21 protein-coding genes are annotated in these 25,163 nt (G+C 67.0%); 4 read left to right on the top strand and 17 right to left on the bottom strand.

Annotation, left to right across the window (positions count from 1 at the left end; all coding sequences use genetic code 11):
- Positions 1-4 precede the first annotated feature (4 nt).
- From Pcatena_RS02980 to Pcatena_RS02970, 3 genes are all read right to left on the bottom strand, one after another.
- Positions 5-1,261 carry an MFS transporter gene (locus tag Pcatena_RS02980; RefSeq protein ID WP_120179201.1) on the bottom strand — a complete coding sequence of 419 codons (1,257 nt, stop codon included), beginning with the start codon at positions 1,259-1,261 and terminating at the stop codon, positions 5-7.
- A gap of 27 nt (positions 1,262-1,288) precedes the next feature.
- Positions 1,289-2,080 (bottom strand): L-fucose dehydrogenase, encoded by a 792-nt coding sequence (locus Pcatena_RS02975; protein WP_120179202.1) that lies wholly within the window; start codon positions 2,078-2,080, stop codon positions 1,289-1,291.
- Between the two features lie 218 nt (positions 2,081-2,298).
- Positions 2,299-3,813, bottom strand: coding sequence for a UxaA family hydrolase (locus tag Pcatena_RS02970; protein WP_126421488.1), 1,515 nt, complete (start codon positions 3,811-3,813; stop codon positions 2,299-2,301).
- 344 nt (positions 3,814-4,157) lie between these two features.
- Between Pcatena_RS02970 and Pcatena_RS02965 the strand changes: the two genes are divergently transcribed.
- Positions 4,158-4,919 carry an IclR family transcriptional regulator gene (locus Pcatena_RS02965; RefSeq protein WP_126421486.1) on the top strand — a complete coding sequence of 254 codons (762 nt, stop codon included), beginning with the start codon at positions 4,158-4,160 and terminating at the stop codon, positions 4,917-4,919.
- A gap of 88 nt (positions 4,920-5,007) precedes the next feature.
- On the opposite strand, the gene Pcatena_RS02960 is transcribed toward Pcatena_RS02965, so the two are convergent.
- From Pcatena_RS02960 to rnhA, 8 genes are all read right to left on the bottom strand, one after another.
- Complete coding sequence (locus Pcatena_RS02960) at positions 5,008-5,304, bottom strand: YerC/YecD family TrpR-related protein (protein WP_126421484.1); 297 nt, start codon at positions 5,302-5,304, stop codon at positions 5,008-5,010.
- 105 nt (positions 5,305-5,409) lie between these two features.
- Positions 5,410-5,766 carry a phage holin family protein gene (locus tag Pcatena_RS02955; protein ID WP_126421482.1) on the bottom strand — a complete coding sequence of 119 codons (357 nt, stop codon included), beginning with the start codon at positions 5,764-5,766 and terminating at the stop codon, positions 5,410-5,412.
- 52 nt (positions 5,767-5,818) lie between these two features.
- The gene (gene uvrB / locus Pcatena_RS02950) at positions 5,819-8,083 is read right to left on the bottom strand and encodes an excinuclease ABC subunit UvrB (RefSeq protein ID WP_126421480.1); all 2,265 of its coding nucleotides are present in this window, start codon (positions 8,081-8,083) and stop codon (positions 5,819-5,821) included.
- Positions 8,070-8,690 carry a dephospho-CoA kinase gene (gene coaE, locus Pcatena_RS02945; protein WP_126421479.1) on the bottom strand — a complete coding sequence of 207 codons (621 nt, stop codon included), beginning with the start codon at positions 8,688-8,690 and terminating at the stop codon, positions 8,070-8,072. The genes uvrB and coaE overlap by 14 nt, the downstream gene beginning before the upstream one ends.
- A 6-nt stretch (positions 8,691-8,696) precedes the next feature.
- The gene (locus Pcatena_RS02940; RefSeq protein ID WP_126421477.1) at positions 8,697-9,128 is read right to left on the bottom strand and encodes a zinc ribbon domain-containing protein; all 432 of its coding nucleotides are present in this window, start codon (positions 9,126-9,128) and stop codon (positions 8,697-8,699) included.
- A gap of 192 nt (positions 9,129-9,320) precedes the next feature.
- Positions 9,321-10,484 carry a 30S ribosomal protein S1 gene (gene rpsA / locus Pcatena_RS02935; protein WP_126421475.1) on the bottom strand — a complete coding sequence of 388 codons (1,164 nt, stop codon included), beginning with the start codon at positions 10,482-10,484 and terminating at the stop codon, positions 9,321-9,323.
- Between the two features lie 259 nt (positions 10,485-10,743).
- Complete coding sequence (locus Pcatena_RS02930; protein ID WP_126421473.1) at positions 10,744-11,478, bottom strand: HAD family hydrolase; 735 nt, start codon at positions 11,476-11,478, stop codon at positions 10,744-10,746.
- 87 nt (positions 11,479-11,565) lie between these two features.
- On the bottom strand, positions 11,566-12,048 hold the full coding sequence (rnhA, locus tag Pcatena_RS02925; RefSeq protein ID WP_126421471.1) for a ribonuclease HI: 483 nt from the start codon (positions 12,046-12,048) through the stop codon (positions 11,566-11,568).
- A gap of 128 nt (positions 12,049-12,176) precedes the next feature.
- Here rnhA and Pcatena_RS02920 point away from each other — a divergent pair, with 128 nt between their 5' ends.
- A complete protein-coding gene (locus Pcatena_RS02920) occupies positions 12,177-13,436 on the top strand; it encodes an Nramp family divalent metal transporter (RefSeq protein ID WP_126421469.1) in 1,260 nt (419 codons plus the stop codon).
- 30 nt (positions 13,437-13,466) lie between these two features.
- Here Pcatena_RS02920 and polA read toward each other — a convergent pair whose 3' ends face one another.
- The 3 genes from polA to Pcatena_RS02905 all read right to left on the bottom strand — a co-directional run bounded on the left by polA (position 13,467) and on the right by Pcatena_RS02905 (position 18,528).
- A complete protein-coding gene (polA, locus tag Pcatena_RS02915) occupies positions 13,467-16,190 on the bottom strand; it encodes a DNA polymerase I (RefSeq protein ID WP_126421467.1) in 2,724 nt (907 codons plus the stop codon).
- A 140-nt stretch (positions 16,191-16,330) separates the two neighbouring features.
- A complete protein-coding gene (nth, locus tag Pcatena_RS02910) occupies positions 16,331-16,990 on the bottom strand; it encodes an endonuclease III (protein ID WP_126421466.1) in 660 nt (219 codons plus the stop codon).
- A 65-nt stretch (positions 16,991-17,055) separates the two neighbouring features.
- On the bottom strand, positions 17,056-18,528 hold the full coding sequence (locus Pcatena_RS02905) for a polysaccharide deacetylase family protein (RefSeq protein WP_126421464.1): 1,473 nt from the start codon (positions 18,526-18,528) through the stop codon (positions 17,056-17,058).
- 250 nt (positions 18,529-18,778) lie between these two features.
- Between Pcatena_RS02905 and Pcatena_RS02900 the strand changes: the two genes are divergently transcribed.
- Positions 18,779-20,866, top strand: a complete 2,088-nt coding sequence (locus Pcatena_RS02900; RefSeq protein WP_126421462.1) for a glutamine synthetase III family protein — start codon at positions 18,779-18,781, stop codon at positions 20,864-20,866.
- Positions 20,867-21,096: 230 nt separating this feature from the next.
- Positions 21,097-22,260, top strand: a complete 1,164-nt coding sequence (serB, locus tag Pcatena_RS08230; protein ID WP_126421460.1) for a phosphoserine phosphatase SerB — start codon at positions 21,097-21,099, stop codon at positions 22,258-22,260.
- 208 nt (positions 22,261-22,468) lie between these two features.
- Here serB and Pcatena_RS02890 read toward each other — a convergent pair whose 3' ends face one another.
- From Pcatena_RS02890 to Pcatena_RS02880, 3 genes are all read right to left on the bottom strand, one after another.
- Entirely contained in the window at positions 22,469-23,002 is a 534-nt protein-coding gene (locus Pcatena_RS02890; protein ID WP_126421458.1) for an HdeD family acid-resistance protein, read from the bottom strand.
- A gap of 114 nt (positions 23,003-23,116) precedes the next feature.
- Positions 23,117-23,701 carry a manganese efflux pump MntP gene (locus Pcatena_RS02885; protein ID WP_126421456.1) on the bottom strand — a complete coding sequence of 195 codons (585 nt, stop codon included), beginning with the start codon at positions 23,699-23,701 and terminating at the stop codon, positions 23,117-23,119.
- A 110-nt stretch (positions 23,702-23,811) separates the two neighbouring features.
- Positions 23,812-25,071, bottom strand: coding sequence for an MFS transporter (locus Pcatena_RS02880; RefSeq protein WP_172596360.1), 1,260 nt, complete (start codon positions 25,069-25,071; stop codon positions 23,812-23,814).
- Positions 25,072-25,163 lie beyond the last annotated feature (92 nt).

Genomic DNA, 25,163 nt, shown 5'->3' with positions numbered 1-25,163 from the left:
ATGGTTACTCCTCCCCAAAGCCGATCTTGGAGCCGGCGAAGCCGTACCAGGCGCAGAAGGCCAGGCAGGGAACGGCGACGAGCATGGCGACGGACAGGCCGCAGGCATCGCCGATGGCGCTCACGACGACCGGGATGATGGCGCCGCCCACGATCGACATCGTGATGATGGACGAGCCGGTCTTGGTCTCGTCGCCGCTCATGCCGCGCAGCGACAGCGAGAAGATCGTCGGGTAGCCGATGGACATGAACAGGTAGGCCACGACGAACGCGGCGACCGAGACCACGCCAAGGTTCAGGAAGACGAGGAAGAAGCAGACGGCGGCACCCGTCATGTAGATGCCGAGCAGCTTGCCCGGGTCCTTCTTGGCCAGAAGCGGCGTAGAGCCGAAGCGGCCGATGGTGAACAGCAGCGACAGGGCGCTCACGAGGCCCGTGGCGAGGCTCATCTCAAGGCCGGCGACCTTCGTCGCATACGTGGCGAACAGGGAGAAGCCAACCGTCTGGATGCCCACGTAGAAGAACTCGGCGACGACGCCAAGCTTGAAGTAGGGCTTCTTGAGGGCACCGCCCTTGGCGGCCTTCTCGGAGCCGGCCTCCTCGACGTCGTTCGGCGGCGTGGGGAGCTTCACGAAGACGAACACGGCGAGCATGATGGCGAGCACGATGGCGATCACGATGTAGATGCCACGGGTGCTGCCCAGGAAGGCCGTCTTGGCCTCGGCGAAGCCGGGCTGGCCGGCGGCGACCGTCGTGCTCAGGATCTGGGCCATGATGAGCGGGCCCACGATGGAACCGACGCCGTTGAACGACTGGGCGAGGTTGAGTCGCATGGACTCGTGCTTCTCGTCACCGAGCTTGGTGATGTAGGGGTTGCAGTTGGCCTCGAGCGTGGTGGCGCCAGCGGCAACGACGAACGTGGAGACCAGGAACAGGGCGAACGAGGCGGCGTTCGTGGCGGGCACCGTGATGATGGAGCCAATCACGAACAGGGCGAGGCCGGCGATGACGCCACCCTTGTAGCCGAACTTCTTGGCGATGGCGCCGGCCGGGATGGCCATGACGAAGTAGGCACCGTAGTAGGCCACCTGCATGAGCGACGTCTGGGTGGTCGTCAGCTCAAGGTAGTTGGCGATCGGGGCGTTCAGCGAGCTGACCAGGTTCATGGCCAGGCCCCAGACGAAAAACAGCGAGGTCACGAGAACGATGGCGATGGTTGCCGCAGCGCCCTTGGTGCTCGCCTTCTTGGCGGAATCAGACATGCGTTAAATCCTCTTTCCAGGCCAGAGCTAGTCGAGGGCGCGATCGAGGTTGACGTAGCCGCCGTCGACGCTGCACCACTGGCCGGTGGTGTGGGAGGCGCGGTCGGAGAGCAGGAAGGCCGCGGTGTCGGCGATCTCCTCGCAGGTGGTCATACGGTGCTCCAGCGGGATGCGGTCCGTGATGAGGGACAGACGCTTCTGCTGGGCCTCCTCGTCACCGAAGGTCTTGATCCAGTTGGCGTACAGCGGCGTCCAGGCCTCGGCGACGACGATGGCGTTGACACGCACGGAGTCGTGGACGAGAGCGGCGGCCCACTCACGGGTGAGGCCGAGGATGGCGCCCTTGGCGGCGGCGTAGGCCGTCGTCTTGCCCTGGCCGGTGAGGGCGACCTTGGAGGCGATGTTCACGATGGAGCCCTTGGACTCCTTGAGGTACGGGCAGCAGCAGTGGACGAGCTCGAAGTAGTGCGTGAGGTTGCCGTGCAGGGACTTCTCGAAGTCGTGCCAGTCGAGGGTCTCGAGCTCGAGGTTGTCGTTGCGGCCAGCGTTGTTCACCACGCCGTCGATGTGGCCGTACTTCTTGTAGACCTCCTCGACGATGGGCTTGATGGCGTCGGTGTCGTTGAGGTCGATGTAGTACATCTCGAACGTCTTGGTGATCTCAGAGATCTCGGCGCGGAACTCGTCCTCGACACCGTCCTTGCGGTTCAGGACCACGGGGATAGCGCCCTCGCGAGCGAGCTGCAGCGCGATGCCCTTACCGATGCCCTTGAAGCCGCCGGTGACGAAGATGACCTTGCCCTCGAGATGAAGATCCATGATGCACTCCTTCTTGATTGTCCCGGGTGTCCCTTCCCGGGGTTTGCCTTTGACGCAGTTGGGGGTCTGCGCCGTATGTATCACGCGGGTTGCCCGCGGTGATGCCTTGCTTGGTGCCCATGCCCAAAGGTGTCAAAGCCCTTTGGGCCGCTCCTGGGCAGGTTGGTGAGGCCCGGTCCCCTGGAAGGGGTTGGGGGCCGGGCCCCGTGAGGTTTCGCCTACATGTAGTTGCACAGGTGCGGCAGCGCCGTCTCCGTGTAGCCGAGCGCCTCGGCGCACGTGGGCTCGCCGTTGCACACGGCGATGATCTGGTCGATGAGACGGTCGCGCAGCTCCTCCATGGACTGCGGCCCATAGATCGTGGCCTGCGCGTCGAAGTCGATGTTGTCAGCCATGGTCTTGGCCGTGCGGCCGTTGGCCGTGATGCGCAGCACCGGGGCGATCGCGTTGCCCGTGGGCGTGCCAAGGCCCGTCGAGAAGACCACGAGCTGGCAGCCGCCGGCGATGATGCCGCCCACGCTGGAGGGGTCGTTGCCCGGGGTGTCCATGATCACGAGGCCCTCGTGGCTCTTGAGCGGCGCAGCATAGGGGTACACCGCGTTGATGGGGCTGTGGCCGGCCTTGTGGATGCAGCCGAGCGACTTCTCCTCGAGCGTGGTGAGGCCACCGGCCATGTTGCCGGGGCTGGGGTTGCCCTCGCGCATCTCGGCGCCGAACATCTGCACGTACTTCTCGTAGTCGCGCACGATCTTGAGCACCTGCTCGCCCACCTCGGGCGTGGCGGCGCGGCGAGCCAGGATGTGCTCGCCGCCGAACAGCTCGGGCGTCTCGCACAGGACGGTCGTGGCGCCCTGCGAGACCATCCAGTCGGAGACCTCGCCGATGAGCGGGTTGGAGCCAAGGCCACTCGAGGTGTCCGAGCCGCCGCAGTTGGTGCCAAAGATGAGCTCGGAGACGGGCACGTCCTCGCGCTCGCACAGGCTCGCCTCGCGGACGAGCTCGCGGGCGATGCGCGTGCCCTCCTCCACGGCCTTGATGGAGCCGCCGACCCTCTGGATGATGAGTGAGCGGATGGGCTTGTCGCAACGCTTGCGGATGGCGTCGATGACGAGGTCGTTCTGGCAGCCCTCGCAGCCCAGCGACACGGCCAGCACGGCGTAGACGTTGGGGCTGGCGGCAAGGCCGGCGAGCGTGTCAACCGTGAGCTGCTGGTCCACGTTCACCTGGCTGCAGCCGTTCTGGTTGTGGAACGTCACGCAGCCGCTGACGGCACGGGCGATGCGCTCGGTGGTGTCGGAGGCGCAGATGCTCGTGGGAAGGACGAGAACGTGGTTGCGGATGCCCACCTGGCCGTCTGCCCTGCGATATCCGCGGAACGTGCGCGTGGACTTGGGCGCGGCCGCGGGGGCAACGACGTCGGATGCGGCAGAGGCCACGTCGTTGGCGTCGGTGTCCTTGAGGTCATCGGAGCTCGCGCAGTTGTGCGTGTGAACGTGCTCGCCCGCCGCGATGTCTGCCGTGGCGACGCCGATGTACTCGCCGTACTTCACGACCTTCTCGCCGCGCTTGATGTCGGTGCGGGCAATCTTGTGGAACAGCGGGATGTGCTCGGTCGTGATGACATGGCCCTCGCCGCCGCCGGGCAGCGGGTAGGCGACGTCGGTGCCGGCCTCGAGCTCGTGGATGGCGACGACGACGTTGTCCTTCTCGTCAATGATGACGCCGTTTCTCATGAACGGTCCTCCCTCGTTCTGGGACGGCTCGCCACCCGCAGGGCCAGGCACGGGCGGCTGGCGCCCGTTGGGGTTGCCTTGGTTCCGTTTGTTCGGATATGCGAACCTCGTTCCCAAATTGCAGCTGTACGGTAATTCTCACGGGCGTCGCGTGGGCGTGGGACCCGCTCGGCATCCGTGGACGGTAGGTTTTTCTCTGCGAACGGTGTTCGTATTTGCGAACTTATACCGCCAGTGGTAAGAATACGTTCGGAACTTGATGCGGTCAAGGCGGCAGCCGCGCCTCTCGACCACGGCCACATGGCCTTTGAACTGGGACTTTGTCCCAAGGGAGCACAGAAGAGATGGCAACAGCTACAGAAAAGCCCCAGCACCGCTCGACGATGCGCGTCCTCGACATCCTCGAGACGCTCGCGAACGCCTCCGGCGGCCTCACGATGGCGGAGATCTGCCGCGAGGTGGGGGCGCCAAAGGGCAGCCTCTCCCCCATCCTCCACACGATGGCGGACACCAGCTACGTTGCCTACGACGACGCCACGAAGCGCTACTCCATCGGCCTCAAGACCTATCTGCTTGGCAAGTCGTTCGACCGCGAGAGCACCTCGATGAGCCTGTTCATGGCCGCGATGCGAGGCGTCACGAACGCCTGCGGCGAGACCTGCCAGCTCGGCGTCCTCGACCACGGGCGCGTGCTCTACATCGCCAAGGTCGACTCGCCCCAGCCCGTGCGGCTCACCTCGAGCATCGGCAAGACGCTGCCGATCCACTACACGGCCATCGGCAAGGTGCTCGTGAGCGAGATGGGCGAGGCGGACGTGCGCGCGATGCTCCACGAGCCGCTCGAGCGCCCCACGCAGGCGACCGTCCGCAGCGCCGACGAGTTCATCGCCCAGCTCGACAAGGTGAGGCGCGAGGGCTTTGCCTATGACCGCGAGGAGGCCACCGAGGCAGTCCAGTGCATCGGCGTGGGCATCCGCAGGCACGGCGTCATCGAGTACGGCCTGTCCGTGACGACGCCCTCCTATCGTATGGGCGAGGAGAAGCAGCTGCGAATCAAGGAGGCGCTCGTGCGCGCCAAGCGCCACATGGAGCGCGCGCTGGCGTAGGGCCCGTCTCCGTCACTTCTCGGGCCCAAGGGCTCCGTCACTTCTCGGACCCAAATCGTGCCAAACGCACCCATTATGAGGCTCGCACCTACTTCCCAGCCAGGCGGTCGAGGACCACGCGATAGCCGCCGGCGGCGCCGTTCAGGCACTTGGAGACGCGGCTGACCGTCGTGGACGAGGCGCCCGTCTGCTCCTGCACGGAGAGGTAGGGCTTGCCGGCGTCGAGGAGCTGTGCCACTTCGAGGCGCTGCGAGAGGTCCTCGATCTCACGCGGGGTGCACAGGTCCGTGAGGAACGCCTCGACCTCGGAGGGGGCCGAGAGCTGGCCGATCGCGCTCACGAGCGTCCGTGCGGCCTCCGTGTCCAAGACTTTCCGAGCTTCCATGCGCCCCTCCAAGCGTGACGTCCATAGGTTCTTAAATCACTTTAGCGCATTAAAGTGATGCGTGCGGGGACGAGCGTGGCGACGCCACCCAAGAGCCCGGCGTCGCTACCTGATGACGCCGCCGAGCATCATGGAGACGACAGACACGATGACCGCGCCGAGAAGCGCCGCGCCAAAGCCGTCCACGAGGATGCCGGCATGCGTGATGTTTCTCGAGAGGTAGCCCGCGAGCTCGAGCATGAACGCGTTGATGACGAGCAAGAACAGCCCCAGCGAGATGACGGTGAGCGGGAACCCGAGCACCTTGAGCACGGGCTTGACGAGCGCGTTCACGATGGCGAGAAACAGCGCCGTGAAGATGGGCGCGGCCCACGTGCCGCCCACGACCTCGATGCCCGGGACGAGCCAGACGGCCACGCCCACGGCGATCGATCCCACGAGCCACTTTGCGATGAATGCCATGCGATTCTCCTTGGATGCCGCGGCGCGGGGCACCAGGCCCACGCCCGCCGTCCTACTTCTTCCTGGGCCTGTAGCGTCTGCGCGTGGCGTGGGCGCTGCCCTTGCGCGCACCGGCCTTGAGGCGGGCCATGACCTCGTCCTCCGTGCTGCCCTCGACGCGGCTCCTCAGCTCCACGAGCTGGTCTCGCAGCTCGGCGGCGCGCTCGAAGTCCATGGCCTCGCTCGCGGCGTTCATGTCCGCCTCGAGAGTCTCCATGAGCCTCGCGAGCTCCTCGTGCGGCAGCTTGCTCGCGAGCTCGTTGGCGACGGAGCGCGCCGTGGCCTCGCTGCGGGCCCGCGCGTCGCTCTCCACGCCCGACAGGCTCTCGAACGCGCCGTGGCTGCCCGTGCCATGGCGGTCGCGCGTCTTGTCGCCCACGGTATCCTCGGCCTCGGCGATGAAGCTCGAGATGTCGGCGATGGACTTGCTCACCGTCTTGGGCACGATGCCGTGCTCGGCGTTGTATCGCTCCTGCAGCTCGCGGCGCCGGCGCGTCTCGTCGATGGCCACGCGCATGGAGTCGGTGACGGCGTCGGCGTACATGACGACCTCGCCATGGGCGTTTCTCGCCGCGCGGCCCATCGTCTGGATGAGCGAGCGACGGTTGCGCAGGAATCCCTCCTTGTCCGCGTCGAGGATCGCCACAAGCGACACCTCCGGGATGTCGAGGCCCTCACGCAAGAGGTTGATGCCCACGAGCACGTCGATCTTTCCCGTGCGCAGGTCGCGGATGATGTCCACGCGGTCGAGCGTGGCGGTGTCCGAATGCATGTAGTTGACCTTGAAGCCCCCGTCGAGCAGGTGGTCCGTGAGGTCCTCGGCCATGCGCTTGGTGAGCGTGGTCACGAGCACGCGCTCGTGCTTGGCCACGCGCGCGCGGATCTCCTCGGTGAGGTCGTCGATCTGGCCGCGGATGGGCCGCACGTCAATCTTGGGGTCGAGAAGGCCCGTGGGGCGGATGATCTGCTCCACCGTCTGCTGGCTCACCTGCTCCTCGTAGTCACCGGGCGTGGCCGAGACGTAGAGGAACTGCGGCACGCGGGCCTCGAACTCGTCGAAGCGCAGCGGGCGGTTGTCCAGGGCGCTCGGCAGGCGGAAGCCGTGCTCCACGAGCGTGATCTTGCGTGAGCGGTCCCCCTCGTGCATGCCACGAATCTGCGGCACCGTGACGTGGGACTCGTCGATGATGCAGAGCATGTCCTTGGGGAAGTAGTCGATGAGCGTGTAGGGCGGCTCGCCGGGCTTGCGTCCGTCCAGGTGGCGCGAGTAGTTCTCGATGCCGTTGCAGAAGCCCATCGTCTCGAGCATCTCGAGGTCATAGGCCGTGCGCTCGCGCAGGCGCTGCGCCTCCAGGAGCTTGTCGGAGGCCTTGAGCTGCGCCAGGCGCTCCGTGAGCTCGGAGTTGATCGTGTCGAGCGCGTGGTTAATCTTGGGGCGTTCGGTGACATAGTGGCTCGCCGGCCAGATGGGGACGGCGTCGTACTCGCGGATGATCTCCCCGGTGACCTCGTCGATCTCTGCGATGAGCTCCACCTCGTCGCCAAAGAACTCGATGCGCAGGGGGTGCTCGGCGTACGGCGGGAACACGTCCACGCGCTCTCCGCGCACGCGGAAGCACCCGCGCGCGAGGTCAACGTCGTTGCGGTCGTACTGAATGTCGATGAGGGCGTGGATGAGGTCGTCGCGCTCGAGGGGCTCGTCCTTGGAGACATTGGGGGCAAGGCCGGCGTAGTCCTCCGGGCTGCCGATGCCGTATATGCAGCTCACCGATGCCACGCAGATGACGTCGCGGCGGGACAGCAGGCTCGCCGTAGCCTGGTGGCGCAGCTTCTCGACCTCCTCGTTGATGGAGGAGTCCTTCTCGATGTAGGTGTCCGACTGCGGGACGTAGGCCTCGGGCTGGTAGTAGTCGTAGTAGGAGACGAAGTAGACCACCGCGTTGTTGGGGAACAGCTCGCGCATCTCGCTGGCAACCTGGGCGGCGAGCGTCTTGTTGGGCTCGAGGATGAGCGTGGGCTTGTTCACGGCCTCGATGGTCTTGGCCATGGTGAACGTCTTGCCCGAGCCCGTGACGCCCATGAGCGTCTGGTAGCGAAGGCCCTCGCGCACGCCGCGGGCGAGCTTCTCGATGGCCTGCGGCTGGTCTCCCGCAGGTTCGAAGCGCGAGACGACCTTGAGAGGCGCCCCCTCGCCCTGGACGCCGAAGCGACGAAGCTCGGCGCCCACGTGGCCTGTGACCTGCGATGCATTGCCGTCCGCCGTTTTACTCGCAACCATGGGAGCTCCCAAGCACGGCCTGCCACCACGCCTCCACCGCGCGCTCGAGGGCCTCTACGTCGGCCGTGTTCTCGATCACGTGGGTGGCGTGGGCACGCAGGTACTCGTCGCTGGCCTGGCGGGCAACGCGGGCGTCGAAGTCCTCGGCGTCCATGCCGCGCCCCACGGCGCGCGCACGGCGCAGCTCGAGCGGCGCCGTGACGACGAGCACGTCGTCAGCGAGGGGCAGCAGGTCCTCGACGCGGTCGAGCAGCGGGACCTCCACGACCGTGAGCGCGGGCTCGGTGGCCGCGCAGCACGTGTTCGTGAGAATATGGGACATGCGCTCGCGGATGGCGGGCATCTCGATCGCCTCGAGACGCTCCGTGGCCTCCGGCGACGCAAACGCGCGCACGGCAAGCCCCAGGCGGTCGAGCTCACCCGTCTCGGGGTCGATGAGGTCATCACCGAACTCACTGGCTATCTGGGCAAGGACGGGGCCGCCACTCTCGAGCACGTCGCGCGAGACCTGGTCAAGGTCGCACAGCCAGGCACCGCGCTCGTGGAGCATGCGCGCCACGGTGGACTTGCCCGACGCGATGCCCCCGGCGAGAAACGTCGTGTGCATGGGAACCTACGCCTTTCCCTCGAAGCGTGCGTGGCACTTGGGGCAGGTGATGCGCACCTTGCCCTTGCCGCGCGGGATACGGACGCGCTGGCCGCACGAGGGACACGTCAGGTGCACGTAGGCGCGGGCCTCGCGCAGCGCGCCCACAGGATTGGCGAGAAAAGGCACGATGGGACCGGTTGCCTTGAGCACACGGGCGTTCTCGAGGCTACGGGCCCCCACCCTCTTGGACGTGATGCGAAACCACGAGTAGCCGAGCAGGACCAGGGCGAGGATGGAGAGCCACGTCGTGTGCGCGAACAGGTCCACGATGACGAGCGCGACGGCCACGTTCGTGCAGGCCCCCGAGAGCTCGTCAGCGCCGTTGCGGCCCCTCGCCCACTCGAGCATCTGCCTCTGTGACGCCTCCATGCGCCTCTTGAAGTCTCCCCTTGCCATGTCTCCCCCACTGCTATCGATGTTGCTGATTGGAGATTCTACCCACCGAGGCGCGCGCTACACCGCCGGGCGCAATCCCGACACCAAGACGTGACACGATGTTCGCCCCGCGGCCGGCCGCGCGAGCACGCCGACAAAAAACGGGGTCGCCCACGTGGGCGACCCCGTCTCACACGCTATGAAGCGAGAGGACTACTCGGCGTCAGCGGCCTCGTCCTCGGGCTTGTCCATCGGCGTGACCTCAACCTCGAAGCCGAGGGTCTCGGCAGCAGCCTTCATGGACAGGGAGATGCGACGACGGTCGAGGTCAATCTCCATGACCTTGACCTGCACCTTGTCGCCAACCTTGCAAACCTGCGCGGGGGCGTCGACGTGCTGCTTGGCCATCTCGGAGATGTGGACCAGGCCCTCGATGCCGTCACCAAGGTCGACGAAGGCGCCGAACGGCACGAGCTTCGTGACGGTGCCCTCAACGATGGCGTCGACCGGGTACTTCTTGACGAGCGTGCGCCAAGGATCCTCGGTGGTCTGCTTGAGGCCGAGGGAGATGCGCTCGCGGTTGAGGTCGACGTCGAGAACCTGAACCTCGACCTCCTGGCCGACCTTGACGACCTCGGAGGGGTGGTTGACGTGGTTCCAGGAGAGCTCGGAGATGTGGATCAGGCCGTCGATGCCGCCGAGGTCGACGAAGGCGCCGAAGTCGACGATCGAGGAGACCGTGCCCTTGAGGCGCATGCCCGGCTGGAGCTTCGAGAGGATCTCGGAGCGCTCGGCCTTGCGAGCCTCCTCGAGGACAACGCGACGGGAGAGGACGACGTTGTTGCGGTTGCGGTCCATCTCGATGACGCGGGCCTCGATGCGGGTGCCCATGTAAGCGTTGAGATCCTTGACGCGACGGAGGTCGACGAGGGAGGCGGGCAGGAAGCCGCGCAGGCCGATGTCGAGGATAAGGCCGCCCTTGACGACCTCGATGACCTCGCCCTCGACGTTCTCGCCAGCGTTGAACTTCTCCTCGATGCGGTTCCAAGCACGCTCGTACTCGGCACGCTTCTTGGAGAGGACCAGACGGCCGTCCTTGTCCTCCTTCTGGAGAACGAGGGCCTCAATGGTGTCGCCCAGGTTCACGATGTCAGCGGGGTTGGCGTCCTTGCGGATGGACAGCTCGCGGACGGGAATAACGCCCTCAGACTTGAAGCCGATGTCAAGCAGGACCTCATCGCGCTCAATCTTGACAACGGTACCCGTGACAAGATCGCCCTCGTCGAAATCGGTAATGGTACCGTCGATGAGGTTGTTCATCTCCTCGTTGGACACGTCATCCAGCGAGAAAACGGACGAGTTCTGAATCTCACTCAAAGGTGGACCCCTTTCGAAAACGGGGCCCCGATGCTCATGCGCATCGCCTGCAGCAGCTCCGGGCCAGATGCTCGCCCACAGCCACCGGCTTGGATTTACATCGCTCGGGGGCCGACAGATATGGTGTGCGAGCGTCCGAACTCACACGTTTTGATAGGATACCTGCCCCAGCTACCACATTTCAAGACATTTTGCAGCTTTCGTGGGCTTTTTTCATAGCCGTAACAAGACGCGTAGCCGCCTGGGGACGGTCCCCGTGTCAACCGGCGAGGTTCAGACGGTCCACGAGGGCCGGCAGGGCGTCTGCCAGCTCGCTCATCCGGCCGCTCCAGGCCGCGCGCCCGGGACGCGCGTGGCCAACGTAGGCCGTGGGCATGCCGATGTCGGGGTGCGGGAAGTCGCGGCGGGCGTCGTTGCCCACCATGATGCACTCCTCGGGCGCAAGGCCAAGCGCCGAGACGAACTCCTCGTAGTAGCGGGCGCGCGGCTTGAGGCGCGTGGAGTTGCCCATGTGGCTCACGCGCGCGAACGGCATGTCGGCGATGCCGGCCCAGCCCATGCGCGCGCGAATGCAGTCTTGCGAGAAGCTCGGGTTGGTGGCGAGCGCCACGGCAAGGCCCATCTCCCGGGCCCGCTCGATGGCGGCGATGCCACCCTCCATGGGTCGCGCCCCCACGAGGCCGCCGCGACGGCGCGGCAGGACCGTGCGCTCGTAGCAGCTGATGGCGTCCGCAATGGCCGGGTCTGCCACAGGCACGCCCGTGAGGCGCTCGACCGTGGCCGAGAACAGCTCCAGGTTCGTGAGGCCGTCCGTGCGGACCTCGTTGGCGATGGCGAGATACCCACGTGCCCAGGCTCCGCCAAAGGCAAGCGTGGGCTTGCCGGAGATGCGCGCCAGGATGCGCGAGACATCGGCGACGTAGGCGCCCATGAAGGCCGTGAGGTTGATGTCGAGCAGCGTGGCGTCCATGTCGAACAGAACGGCCTTGATCATGTTTCCCCCTTGAAGTGTCCAAGAGCTCATTCTACCCATGCGGGGGTCGTCCGCGCGGCTTCTCCGGGGGCGAGGCCCGACGCTCCCCTAGCCCTCGAAGCCCTCATCGACGAGCAGCGTGCGACGCGGAGCGGTCGCAGCGGCCACGGCAAGCTCGTCGCAGCGCTCGTTGAGCGCGGCGCCGTTGTGGCCCCGCACCCACACGAAGCTCACGCTGTGCGGCTCCATGGCGGCGAGCAGGCGCTGCCACAGGTCGGGGTTCTTCACGGGCTCCTTCTTGGCGTTCTTCCAGCCGCGGCGGCGCCAGCCGTCCACCCAGTGCTTGTTGAAGGCGTTCACCACGTACTGCGAGTCGCTGTGGACCTCCACCTCGCAGGGGCGCCTGAGCGCCTCGAGGCCGGCGATGACGCCCATGAGCTCCATGCGGTTGTTCGTCGTTCTCGCGTAGCCGGCCGACAGCTCGCGCTCATGCAGCGCTCCGGCCGCGTCCGTGCAGCGCAGCACCGCGCCATAGCCGCCCGGGCCGGGGTTTCCTCGGCTCGAGCCGTCCGTGTAGAGAATGACCTTCATTGGCGCCCCATCCTTGCGAGCATGGCAAACGACCGCTCGCTCCATCGTGATTTGCGGCCCCTGAGTCTAGCGCAAGCCATCTCGCAGCCCTATAGTTAGCCTTAGTTAACATTTATGAAGGGAGCACGATGCTTACAGGACTCAGGCGTCGCCTGCTGGGCGCAAACCACAGCGGCCACCGCGGTGGCCTGGAGATCCTTCACTGGATAGGTCCCGGCCTGCTCGTGACCGTAGGGTTCATCGACCCCGGCAACTGGGCCACGAACATGGCCGCGGGGTCCACGTACGGCTACGGCCTCCTGTGGGTGGTGACGCTCTCGACCGTCATGCTCGTCATCCTGCAGCACAACGTGGCGCACCTGGGCATCGTCACGGGCGAGTGCCTCGCGGAGAGCTGCGCGCGCCACCTGCCGCGCGCGGTCTTAAGGCCCGTGCTCGCAAGCGCCTACCTCGCCTGCGTGGCCACGATGATGGCCGAGGTCCTGGGAGGCGGTATCGCCCTGCAGATGCTCTTGGGACTGGACGTGCGCGTGGGCAGCGCCCTCGTGGCGGCGGCGTCGGCCGCGCTTCTGCTCACGAACTCCTACGGCAAGGTCGAGCGCTGGATCATCGGGTTCGTCTCGCTCATCGGCGTCTCGTTTCTCGCGGAGATCGCGATGGTGCGCGTGGACTGGGCGTCCGCGGCGGTGGGCTGGGTGGTGCCCGCCATGCCCTCGGGATCGGCGGCCATCGTAGTCTCCGTGCTGGGCGCCGTGGTGATGCCGCACAACCTGTTCCTGCACTCGGAGGTCATCCAGAGCCAGCACTTCGAGGGCAAGGGGGACGCGGTCATCCGCGAGCGGCTTGGCCACGAGTTCGTGGACACGCTGCTGTCCATGGGCATCGGCTGGGCGATCAACAGCGCCATGGTCATCCTCGCCGCCTCGACGTTCTTCTCGGCGGGCGTGCGCGTGGACGACCTGGCGCAGGCGGCGGCCACGCTCGAGCCCATGCTGGGGCTGGCGGCGCGCCACATCTTTGCGCTCGCGCTGCTGCTTGCGGGGCTCGCGAGCTCGGTGACGGCGGGCATGGCCGCCGTCACGGTCTCGGCCGGCATCGCGGGCGAGCCCTATGACATCCACGACCGCCACAGCTCGCTGGGCGTCGTGGGCGCGTTTCTCGGCGCGCTTGTCGCCATCATGTTCGTGGGCGACCCGTTCGAGGGGCTCGTGTGGAGCCAGGCGCTGCTCTCGCTGCAGCTGCCCGTCACGGTGTTCGTCCAGATATGGCTCACGAGCAGCCCGCGCGTCATGGGCGCATACGCCAACGGGACGGCACTCAAGGCCGTCCTCGTGCTCATCGCCCTCATCGTGACGGTGCTGAACGCCGTGCTGCTCGCCGGGGCGTGAGCGCGGCGGGGCTGGGCGGCTCGCCCCCACCTACTTTGCGGCGGCCCAGTCGGCGCCGTAGGAGACCTCGGCCACGAGCGGCACGCGCAGCCGTACGACGCCCTCCATCGTCTCCTTAACGAGCTTGCTCATGACCTTAAGCTCGCCCTCGGGGACCTCGAAGTCGAGCTCGTCGTGGATCTGCAGGATGAGCTTGCTCTTAAGGCCCTCGTCGCGCATGCGCTCGTCCACGGCGATCATCGCGAGCTTGATGATGTCGGCCGCGCTGCCCTGCATGGGGTGGTTCATGGCCGTGCGCTCGCCAAAGCTGCGCATGTTGGCGTTGCGTGCGAGGATGTCGGGCACGTGGCGCTTGCGGCCGTACATCGTCTGCACCCAGACGTTGCGCTTGGCCATGGCCACCGTGCCGTCAAGGTAGCTGCGCACCTGCGGGTAGGCGGCGAAGTAGCGGTCGATCATCTCCTGCGCCTCGCGGCGGCTGATGCCCAGCGATGTGGACAGGCCGTAGGCCTGCTGGCCGTAGACGATGCCAAAGTTCACGGCCTTGGCGCGGCTGCGCAGCTCGTGCGTGACCTCGGAGACGGGCACGCCAAAGACGCGGGCGGCCGTCTCGGCGTGGAAGTCCTCGCCCTCGCAGAAGGCCTCGATGAGGTGCTCGTCACCGGAGAGGTGCGCAAGCAGGCGCAGCTCGATCTGGGAGTAGTCGCACGCGAGAAACACGCTGCCCGGTGCCACGGTGAACGCCGTGCGCACGCGATGCCCCAGCTCGGAGCGCGTGGGGATGTTCTGCAGGTTGGGGTTTGAGCTCGAGAGGCGCCCCGTGGCGGCCACGGTCTGGTTGAGGCTCGTGTGGATGCGGCCGTCTCCCCTGATGTCGTCGGGCAGGGCGTCGAGGTAGGTGGAGCGGATCTTGGCCTTCTCGCGGTAGCTCAGCACCTCGGCCACGACGGGGCTGTGCTTGGCGAGCTCGTCGAGGACCTTGGCGTTCGTGGAGTAGTAGCCGCGCTGCGTCTTCTTGAGGCCGGCCGTGGGAAGGCCCAGGTCGTCGAAGAGCACGCCGGAGAGCTGCATGGGGCTGTCGATGTTGAACTCGCGGCCCGCGGCCTCATAGATGCGGCTGCGGCTCGCCTCGATGTCGACGCCGAGCTCGGCGGACTGCTCGGCGAGCTTCGCCGGGTCCACGTGCATGCCCGTGCGCTCCATGCGCGCGAGCACGCCCACGAGCGGCATCTCGATGTTGGTCATGAGCGCGGCAGAGCCGTCCTTCTCGAGAAGCTCCGAGAGCACGGGCACGAGGACGCGCGCGGCCTGGGCGGCCACGGCCGCGGCGGGCTCGCCGTCTGCGGGCTCGGGGAGCTCGCCGGACAGGTAGCGCGCGGCCACGTCGGCGATGCCGTAGGCACCCTTCGAGGAGTCGAGAAGGTAGGCGGCGAGACCCGCGTCGAACAGGTGCGCCGGGTCGCAACGGGCGGGGTCGAAGGGACGCCCGTCCTCGTCCGGCGTGGCCGCAAGCGAGGAGTCCACGGGGTAGACGGCGTGCATGAGCGCCTTGACGTCTCCAGACGCCACGCGCCAGTTCTCGAGCGCGTGGACGAGAAGGGAGCGGGCGGCGTCCCCCTCGAGCTGCCCCGCGCCGGCCTCGCACGACGCCCAGACGCTAAGCTCCGGCTCAAAGAGGGTACCCTGGTCCGCCGGCTCGACAAGCGCCAGGCCCACCCACTCGCCAGCCTCGCCGGCGTCGCGCAGCGCCTCGAGCAGCGCCGGCGCGTCCAGGCGACGATCAAGCTCGAAGGCCCGTGCCGGAGCGGCACCGGCCGCGGAGGCGCCGGCCAGGGCGAGCACGCGCCCGGTCATGCCCGTGAAGCCCAGCTCGGAGAAGGCGGCGCGCACCGTCTCGGGGTCAAACGTGGGGAACTTGGCGCTGGCGAGGTCGCACTCGATGGGGGCGTCCGTGCGGATGATGGCAACCCTGCGAGAGAGCAGGGCGTCATCGATGTGGGCACGCAGGTTCTCGCCCATCTTGCCCTTGACCTCGTCCGCGTGGGCGATGACCTCGTCGAGCGAGCCGTACTGGCAGATGAGGGCGCTCGCCTTCTTGGGGCCGATGCCGGGAACCCCGGGGATGTTGTCCGAGGTGTCTCCCTTGAGGCCGTAGAAGTCGGGCACGAGCTCGGGCGTGACGCCGTGGTAGAGGTCGTCGACGCTCTCCGGCGTCATGATTGAGACGTCCGAGACGCCCTTGCGCGTGGAGACGACGTTGACGTGCTCGGTGACGAGCTGGTACATGTCGCGGTCGCCGGTGACGAGCAGCATGTCGTAGCCCGCGGCCTCGCCGCGGCGCGCGAGCGTGCCAAGGATGTCGTCGCCCTCCCAGCCCTCGAGCTCGCAGACGGGGACGTCCATGGTGCGCAGCAGGTCCTTCACCATGGGGAACTGCTCGTGCAGGATCGGGTCCATGGGCGGGCGCTGCGCCTTGTACTGGGGCAGCATCTCCATGCGCACACGGGGCTTGCCCTTGTCGAACGCGCAGATGACGCCGTCGGGGGCAAACGTCTCCACGAGCTTCACGAACATGGAGACGAAGCCGAAGATGGCGTTCGTGTGACGGCCGTCCGGCGCGGTCATCGTGGGCGGGATGGCATGGAACGCGCGGTGCATGAGCGAGTTGCCGTCCACGACCGCGATTGTGCGCCGCGGCGCGTCCGTCTCTGCCGCCGGTGCCTCAAGCTGCAGGTCGTTGCTCTCGTCTGCCATGTGGGTGCCTCCTCGTCATGTGTGTCGGCATCACATTGTACGTGTGATAGCGGACACGTCCGGGCGCGGGCACGAAAAGCGCCACAGGCGCGGCCGGCGTGCGGCACGGCCCCGGCGTGGCCGCACGCCGGGGCCCGCCCCTATCTGCCCGCGCTCGGGCAGATGTCGACCATGGGGCACTCGCCGCACTTGGGGGCCTTGGCGCCGCACACCTCGCGGCCAAAGCGGATCCACTGGTGGTTGACGTCTCTCCAGTACTCGCGCGGCAGAATCTTGAGCAGGTCCTGCTCGGTCTTGAGCGGCTCTCTCTCGTGCGTCTTGGGGCTCAGCGCCAGCCGGTGGGCGATGCGGTTCACGTGCGTGTCCACCGCGATGCCCTCCACGATGCCAAAGCTCACGTTGAGCACGATGTTGGCGGTCTTTCTCCCCACGCCCGGCAGGCGCGTGAGCTCCTCCATCGTGTGGGGCACCTCGCCGCCGTACTCGCTCACGATCATCCGCGCGGCCTCGACGGCATGGCGCGCCTTGCTCTTGTAGAAGCCCAGGCTCCGGATGACCTCGGCCACCTCCCCGGGCGTCGCCGTCGCGAGGTCCGCCGGCGTGGGCCAGCGCCCGAACAGCTCGGGCGTCACCTTGTTCACCTGGGCGTCCGTCGTCTGGGCGGAGAGCAGCACGGAGATGACGAGCCTGAAGGGGCTCCCGTGGTCGAGGAAGCACTCGACCGGCCCGTACATCGCGTCCAGGCGCTCGCAGAACTCTATGGCCCGCGCGCGCTTGGCGGCGTTCGTCTCGCGTGGCATATGGGCGCTCCCTCCAACAAAGAGGGGTCCCGGCGCCCATGGCGGCCGAGACCCCAACGCGTCCGCTAGTTGCTGCCCGAGCCCGACGAGCCGTACGTGCTCATGAGCTCGTCGATCGTGACGAAGCTGTAGCCCTCGGCCTTGAGCTTGGGCAGGGCGATCTTGAGCGCCTCGACCGTCTGGGAGCGGTCGCCGCCACCGTCATGCATGAGCACGACGTTGCCCGGCTGGGCGCTCATGATGGCCTCGGCGATCTTGTCGGCGCCCGGGCGCCTCCAGTCCTCGGTGTCGACGTTCCAGCCCACCTCGACGTCGACGAGGTCCTTGAGGTTCTCCACGAGCGAGCCGTAGTAGTTGCCGCCCGGGGCGCGCAGCACGTGGGGCACGGAGGTCCCCAGCACGTCCTCGATGGCGCTGAAGCCCTTCGTGACCTCATCGCGCTGCTCGTCGGCCGTCATGAACGTGAGGTTCACGCCCTGGCCCGAGCCGCTCGCGTGGTCCCACGTGTGCGAGCCGATCTGGTTGCCCTCGGCCGCGATGCGCTTCACGACGTCGGCGTTCTCGGCCACCTGGTTGCCAATCTCAAAGAACGTGGCATGGGCGTCGTTTTCCTTGAGCACGTCGAGGATCTCCGAGGTCGTCGTGGGCCAGGGGCCGTCGTCGAACGTGAGGGCGATGACCTTGTCGCCGTTCGTGTTGACCGAGTAGGCGCTGTAGCCCGAGTCCACGGGCTGCTTCGTGACCTCGGTCACGGTCTTTCCGGACACCTTGCCGGTCTTGGTGACCTGCTCGCCGTCCTGGCCGTCGGACAGCACGTGGATGGGGCCGGCGTAGTAGGTGGCCGGCGAGCTTACGTCCTGGCCGCCCTCGCCGTGCGCGATGGCCTCGGTGGTCTCGGTGTAGTCCTCGTCCACATCGTTGCCGTCCGAGAACTCGACGGTGGAGTGGCGCGGCACGGTGGTCGCGGGGTCGCTCGTGACCGTACCGTTGAGGTTGGCCTCGAACTTGTCGCCGCCGCCCTCCTGGGCAACGGAGCCGTCAACGGCGATGAGGTCACCGGCGGCAGGCGTGGCCCAGCCCTCGTCCACGAGGTCCTGCAGCGTCATGCCCGTGTGGATCATGTGCTCCACGCCGTTGACGCTCACACGGTAGATGGGAGGGTTGAGGTAGAGCAGCGCGCCGGCGCCCACCAGGACCGCAAGCACGACGAGAACCACGGCGACCACCGGCACGCGACGGTGACGCTTCCTGGCCGCCCCGGGCACGCCCTGGCCGGCGCCACCGCGGCCGGCTCCCGCCTTGCCCGCGCGCTCGGGCGTCACGCCCACGGCGCCCGACGCGGGGCCGGCCGCGTAGGGGTTGTCCTGGGTGTGCGGCACGTAGGGGTTGTCCTGCGGCATCTGCGCCGCGGTGGGCTCGCCAGCCTCGCGGCCGGGGCGCGAGGGGCCGGGCTCGCCAGCCTCGCGGCCGGGGCGCGCCGCCGCGTCAAAGCGGCTCCCCTGCTGGAGCACGCCATCCTTCTTGAAGTGCTTGGCCACCGTGGCTCTCCGTTCGTCTCGCACGTACAGATGTATTCCATCGTAGCAGCCCCAAGAAAGATGAGGTCCCCGCTTTCCAAAATGCCATGCACGCGCGCGAGGGGTTCTCGGAATGGTCGCACGTGGGAAGCACTTTGGTCTCATTCGGGAAGCCCCCGCGAATCAAAGGCTTAATTTAGCCGTAATATTGCCCCGTTAGAGTTATGCAACGTCAGGGATCCAAGTTCTCACAAAGAGAAAGCGAGTCCACATGGCTTCTAAGGTCACCGAGGAGTACGGCAGCCTGGTGTTCAGCGACTCCGTCATGCGCGAGCGCCTGCCCAAGCCCACGTACAAGGAGCTCTCCCGTGTCATCAAGGAGGGCAAGGCACTCAACCTCGCCATCGCCAACGAGGTTGCCCACGCCATGAAGGAGTGGGCGCTCGAGAAGGGCGCAACCCACTACACCCACTGGTTCCAGCCGCTCACGGGCATCACGTCCGAGAAGCACGACGCCTTCATGGAGCCCACCGGAGACGGCCGCGCCCTGGAGACCTTCTCGGGCAAGGCACTGATCCAGGGCGAGCCGGACGCCTCGAGCTTCCCGTCCGGCGGTCTGCGCGCCACGTTCGAGGCCCGCGGCTACACCGCCTGGGACCCGACGTCGCCGGCCTTCATCAAGGACGAGGTCCTGTGCGTCCCCACCGCGTTCATCTCCTACACCGGCGAGGCGCTTGACAAGAAGACCCCGCTGCTGCGCTCCTGCGTGGCCCTCGACGGCCAGGCCAAGCGCGTGCTCAAGCTCTTTGGCAAGGACATCAAGAGCGTCACGACCACCGTTGGCCCCGAGCAGGAGTACTTCCTCATCAAGGAGGAGGACTACGCGGCGCGTCCCGACCTCATCATGTGCGGCCGCACGCTGTTTGGCTGCGAGCCGGTCAAGGGCCAGGAGCTCGAGGAGCACTACTTCGGCGCCATCCGCCCCACGGTCAACGAGTTCATGAAGGAGCTCGACGACGAGCTGTGGAAGCTCGCCGTGCCGGCCAAGACCAAGCACAACGAGGTCGCCCCGTGCCAGCACGAGCTTGCGCCCATCTTCGAGACGAGCTCCAAGGCCATCGACCACAACCTGGTCACGATGGAGAAGATGAAGATCATCGCCTCCCACCACGGCCTCACCTGCCTGCAGCACGAGAAGCCCTTTGACTACGTCAACGGCTCGGGCAAGCACAACAACTGGTCCATCTCGGCAGACGGCAAGAACCTGCTCGACCCGTCCGACACGCCCGAGGACAACCTGCAGTTCCTCGTCTTCCTCTCCAGCGTCATCGCCGCGGTCGACGACTACCAGGACCTCATGCGCGCAAGCGTTGCCTCGGCCGGCAACGACCACCGTCTGGGCGCCAACGAGGCTCCCCCCGCGATTGTCTCCATCTTCCTGGGCGACGACCTTGCTGCCGTCGTGGACGCCCTCATCAACGACAAGCCCTACTCGAGCCACCCGCGCGAGAAGATGGACCTGGGCGTCCCGCAGCTCGCCGACCTCACCAAGGACAGCACGGACCGCAACCGCACCTCGCCGTTCGCGTTCACGGGCAACAAGTTCGAGTTCCGCATGTGCGGCTCGCAGCAGAACCTCTCCGACCCGAACATGGTGCTGAACACGGCCGTGGCCGAGCAGCTCGACCGCTTTGCCACCGACATGGCCGACGTCGCCGAGTGCGACTTCATCGTCAAGGCCCTCGAGTGGGTCAAGGCCACGCTCACCGCGCACCAGCGCATCATCTTCAACGGCAACGGCTACTCCGACGAGTGGCCCGCCGAGGCCGAGAAGCGCGGCCTGCTCAACATGCGCACCGCGCCCGACGCCCTGCCGTGCCTCATCGACAAGAAGAACCTCGACCTGTTCGAGAAGTACCACGTGGCCTCCCCCGACGAGATGCACGCCCGCTACGTCTCCAAGGCCGAGCAGTACGCCAAGCTCCTCAACATCGAGGCCAACACGATGGTGTACATGACCAAGCACATGTACCTGCCGGCGCTGTTCGACTACTCCGGTGACATCGCCACGACCGTGGCCACGAAGGCCGAGCTTGGCATTGCCGCCAAGGCCGAGAAGGCCCTCGTCCAGACGCTCACGGACGCCATCGACAAGATCACGGACCTCGTCGCCGACCTCGAGCAGAAGAACGCAGCCGCCCAGTCCCTCGACGACCCCACCGAGCAGGACAACGCCTACCGCGACTCCGTCATCCCGGCCATGGACGCCCTGCGCGTCTCCGTCGACGAGATGGAGAAGGTCTGCGGCCACGACTACTGGCCCGTCCCGAGCTACAACAGGATCCTGTTCTACGTGTAGCGCCGCGGCACAGCACGCGCATCCCCAGGAGGCCCCGCCCACTCGGCGAGGCCTCCTTTCTTGCCGGACCAAAGGGGACGGGTTCGTTTGGTCCCACACCCCCCGGCGCGCCCGGGACCAAAGGGGACGGGTTCGTTTGGTCCCACCCCTTGGGGCTGGGGACCAGATGAACCCGTCCCCTTTGGCGCCCCTTGCGCTACAGTTGGCTCACAAGACCGAGAGGAGACGCCATGGCAACCACGATGCGGCCCGTGAGGACCGAGGCGGACCAGGAGGAGCTTGAAGGGCTTGCCGCCCAGATCTGGGGCGAGTACTGGCCGGCGCTCATCGGCGAGGCGCAGACGCGCTACATGGTCGAGCAGTTCCAGAGCCTGGGCGCCATCCGCCGCGACATGGCCGAGCACGCCTACGAGTACTGGTTTGTCATGGACGGCGACGGCCGCACCTGCGGCTACACGGGCGGCCACGTGGAGCCCGAGACAAACCGCTTCTTCATCTCCAAGATCTACCTCAAGGCAAGCGAGCGCGGCCGGCACCTGGCGAGCGACGTCGTTGCCCACTACATGGCACTGTGCCGCGAGCGCGGCCTGGACGCGATGTACCTCACGGTCAACAAGCACAACGAGCTGGGCATCCGCTGTTACCGCGGCCACGGCTTTGAGGTCATCGACGCCGTGGAGACGAGCATCGGAGAGGGCTTTGTCATGGACGACTACATCATGGAGAAGCGTGTGCCGCAGCTTGCCCCCGACGCCCGCCTCATCGTCATGGACATCGACTCCACGCTCATCAACGAGGAGGTCATCGACCTGCTCGGCGACGAGGCCGGCGCAGGAGAGCAGGTTGCCGCCATCACGGAGCGCGCCATGCGCGGCGAGCTTGACTTCCGCGGGGCGCTCGAGGAACGCGTGGGGCTGCTCGCGGGTCTCGACGCGGGCGTGTTCGACCGCGCCTACGCCCGCGTGACGTTCACGCCCGGCGCGCGTGAGCTCGTGGCAGAGGCGCACCGCCGCGGCTGGAGGGTCGGCGTGGTGTCCGGCGGCTTCCACGAGGTGGCAGACCGCATCGTGGCGGCGGCGGACATCGACTTGTGCCTCGCGAACCGCCTGGAGGCTGTGGACGGACGCCTCACGGGCAGGCTCGCGAGCGACGTCGTCACCAAGCAGCGCAAGCTCGAGGCACTCGAGCGCTGGGCCACTGAGCTGGGCATCCCCATGGAGCGCACCGTCGCGATGGGAGACGGCGCCAACGACATCCCCATGATCCTGGCGGCGGGCACGGGCATCGCCTTCTGCGCCAAGCCCAAGACGCGCGCCGCGGCGCCGCACGCCATCGACGAGCGCAACCTCATGCTTGCCCTCGACGTCATCGACGGCAAGGTCGAGAACGCCTAGGCGCGGGGCGCCCCCAGCCGTTCTCGCCCCATAAACCCAGGCGCCAGCCGCCCCCAGCCGTTCTCGCCCACAAAACCTAGGCACCAGCCGGCCCCGGAAGTTCTCGCCCAAGCCGTTCTCGTCCCAAAAAACAGCGAAGCGCGCCCGTCCTGTCGCCATGCCAGGACGGGCGCGCTCTTTGTGGCTTCTCCGGGCGCCCAGCGCTCCCCTACCTCATCGACACGCCGGCGATGATCTCGGTGATGCCATCGAAGATGAGCGCGAGGCCCGCGACGAGCATCACGAGCTCGGCCATCGCAAACGGGGACGCCACGACCGCCACGCCGGCGAGCAGCGTGATGACGCCGATTGCCATGCGCCACACCCAGCCCGCGCCAAACGCAAGGCGCACGGCGTTTGCCTCGATGACGTCGTTCACGCCCGTCACGAGCACGATGACGCCGATGATCACGTAGACCACGGCCACGAACGCGTCGGGCCACACGATGAGGCACACGCCCGGGATGGCCTCGAGCAGGCCCATGAACAGGTCGGCCTGCCTCATGCCCTCGGACGCGTGCCGCCAGCAGTTGAGCAGCGTGATGGCGCCCGCCACGGCGAGCGTCCAGCCCACGACCTGCACGATGAGCAGCGTGGCCCCGATGGGGCTCACGAACATCGCCACGCCCAGCACGAGCAGCGCCACCCCCATGAGGATCACGGTGGCCTTCGTGCGCCTGAAGAGCCTCTCGAACACGTCCATGGTTGCCTCCAATGATCGACTCTGTCATTGGAGGTGTACCCGCGCGGGCACCAGATGAACCCGTCCCCTTTGGCGCGTCTCGCGGGTGCCAGATGAACCCGTCCCCTTTGGTTCCTACGCGAGGAACGCCTTGAGGCCTATGAGCACCAGGACGATGCCGCCGGCGACCTGGGCGCGGTCTCCCAGCACCTCGCCGAGCTTGCGGCCCAGCGCAAGGGCCGCGACGCAGCACAGAAACGTCGTGAGCGCGATGACGGGAGCGGCAACGACCACGCTCACGGCCTGCGCGCGCAGGCTCACGCCCACGGCGAACGCGTCGATGGCCGTGGCGATGGCCTGGGCAAGCACGGTGACGAGGGTGAGGCGGCGTGCCACGGGACCCGCGCCGGGCTCCTCGGGGCCGTCCTGCTCGCCCGCGCCGCGCAGCGCGCAGACGCCCTCGCGAATCATGTTGCCGCCCACGAGGCCGAGGATGACGAGCGTGATGACGCCCGCGTAGGTCTCGATCTCCTCGGCGGCAAGGCCACCCAGAAGATAGCCAGCCACGGGCATGAGGCCCTGGAACAGGCCGAACATGAGCGGCATGAGCATGAGCCGGGAGCGCGACTCGCTGGCGTAGACGAACGTGTTCGAGATGGTCACGGCAAACGCGTCGGCCGAGAGGGCCACACCCAACACGATGATCTCAAGAAGCCCCAAGGCCCACGCCCTCCCCGCAAGCGACCGCGCAAAACTTCGCCATGATACCCCGTCCACTCACAGTAAGCGCAGGTGAACTGCGGTGACAGTTTGGCCCCCGTCCCCAGGTGTCACGCGCGGGAGCGGGCATCGGGCAGCGTCAGCAGCAGCACGAGGCCCACCACGAGCAGGATGCCGATGGACAGCACGCCGAGGTTGGCGCTGCCCGTGGCCGCCGTGATGACGCTCACGAGGAAGGTGCCCATCACGCTGGCGTAGCGGCCAAAGATGTCAAAGAAGCCGTAGTACTCGTTGCTGCGCTCCTTGGGCACGAGCTTGCCAAAGTAGCTGCGGGAGAGCGCCTGGATGCCACCCTGGAACAGGCCCACGAGGATGGCGAGGATCCAAAACTCCGTGGCCGTCTTGAGGGCAAAGGCCGCAAACAGCACGATGCCGCAGTAGGCCACCACCGCCGCGATGATCATGCGCAGCGTGCCAAACCTGCCGGCGAGCTTGCCGTAGGCGATGGCCGAGGGAAACGCCACGAACTGCGTCACGAGCAGGGCGAGCACGAGCTGCGTGGAGTCGATGCCCAGCGCCGCGCCGTAGCTCGTCGCCATGGAGATCACGGTGTGGACGCCGTCGATGTAGAAGAAGAACGCCAGCATGTAGACGATGAGCGCACGGTCCTTGGCGATGCTTCTCATCGTCTTGGCAAGGCCGGAGAACGTATTGGCGCAGATCTTGCCGAGCGTCTCGCCCTCCCCGCGCTCCTTGCCAAAGCGCTGCCTGTACGTGCGGATGAGCGGCACCGTGAACGCGAGCCACCAGGCGCCCGTGATCACGAACGACAGCCGCGTGCACAGCATCGTGTCGAGGCCGAGCAGCGCAGGCCCGCCAAAGATGAGCGCGAGACAGACGATGAACGGGATCGTTGAGCCCACGTAGCCCCATGCGTAGCCCGAGCTCGAGACCATGTCCATGCGCTCGTCGGTCGTGACGTCGGTGAGCATGGCGTCATAGAACGTCATGGACGAGTTGAGGCCAATCGTGCACACCACGTAGGCCACGAGAAACGGCAGCGCCCCCATGGGGATGGCCTGCGCAAAGCACAGCACGAGGCCCGTGAGGAAGAAGCCGATGAAGAACTTGATCTTGTTGCCCGCGTAATCCGCGAGCGACCCCAGCACGGGCATGAGCAGCGCCACGACGAGCGAGGCCACGGTCTGGGCGTTTGCCCAGGCGCTCACGAGCTCGGCCGCCGAGGCGCCCGTGTTGATGGCGTTGAAGTAGATGGGCACGATGGAGGTGTTGAGCAGCACGAGCGCGGAGTTGCCCACGTCATACATCACCCAGTTGCGCTCGAGCTTCGTGTACTTGGTCATCGACATGGGCCTCTCCGGTGCTCGCAGGGTTGCGCCGCGGGTGGGCGACGCGCGTCCCTCCATGGTAGCGCCTGAGGGGCCGCCTCGCGCGTAAGCCT

Source organism: Parolsenella catena, assembly GCF_003966955.1.
Lineage (GTDB): Bacteria > Actinomycetota > Coriobacteriia > Coriobacteriales > Atopobiaceae > Parolsenella > Parolsenella catena.
This window is presented reverse-complemented; position numbering and strand designations above follow the sequence as displayed.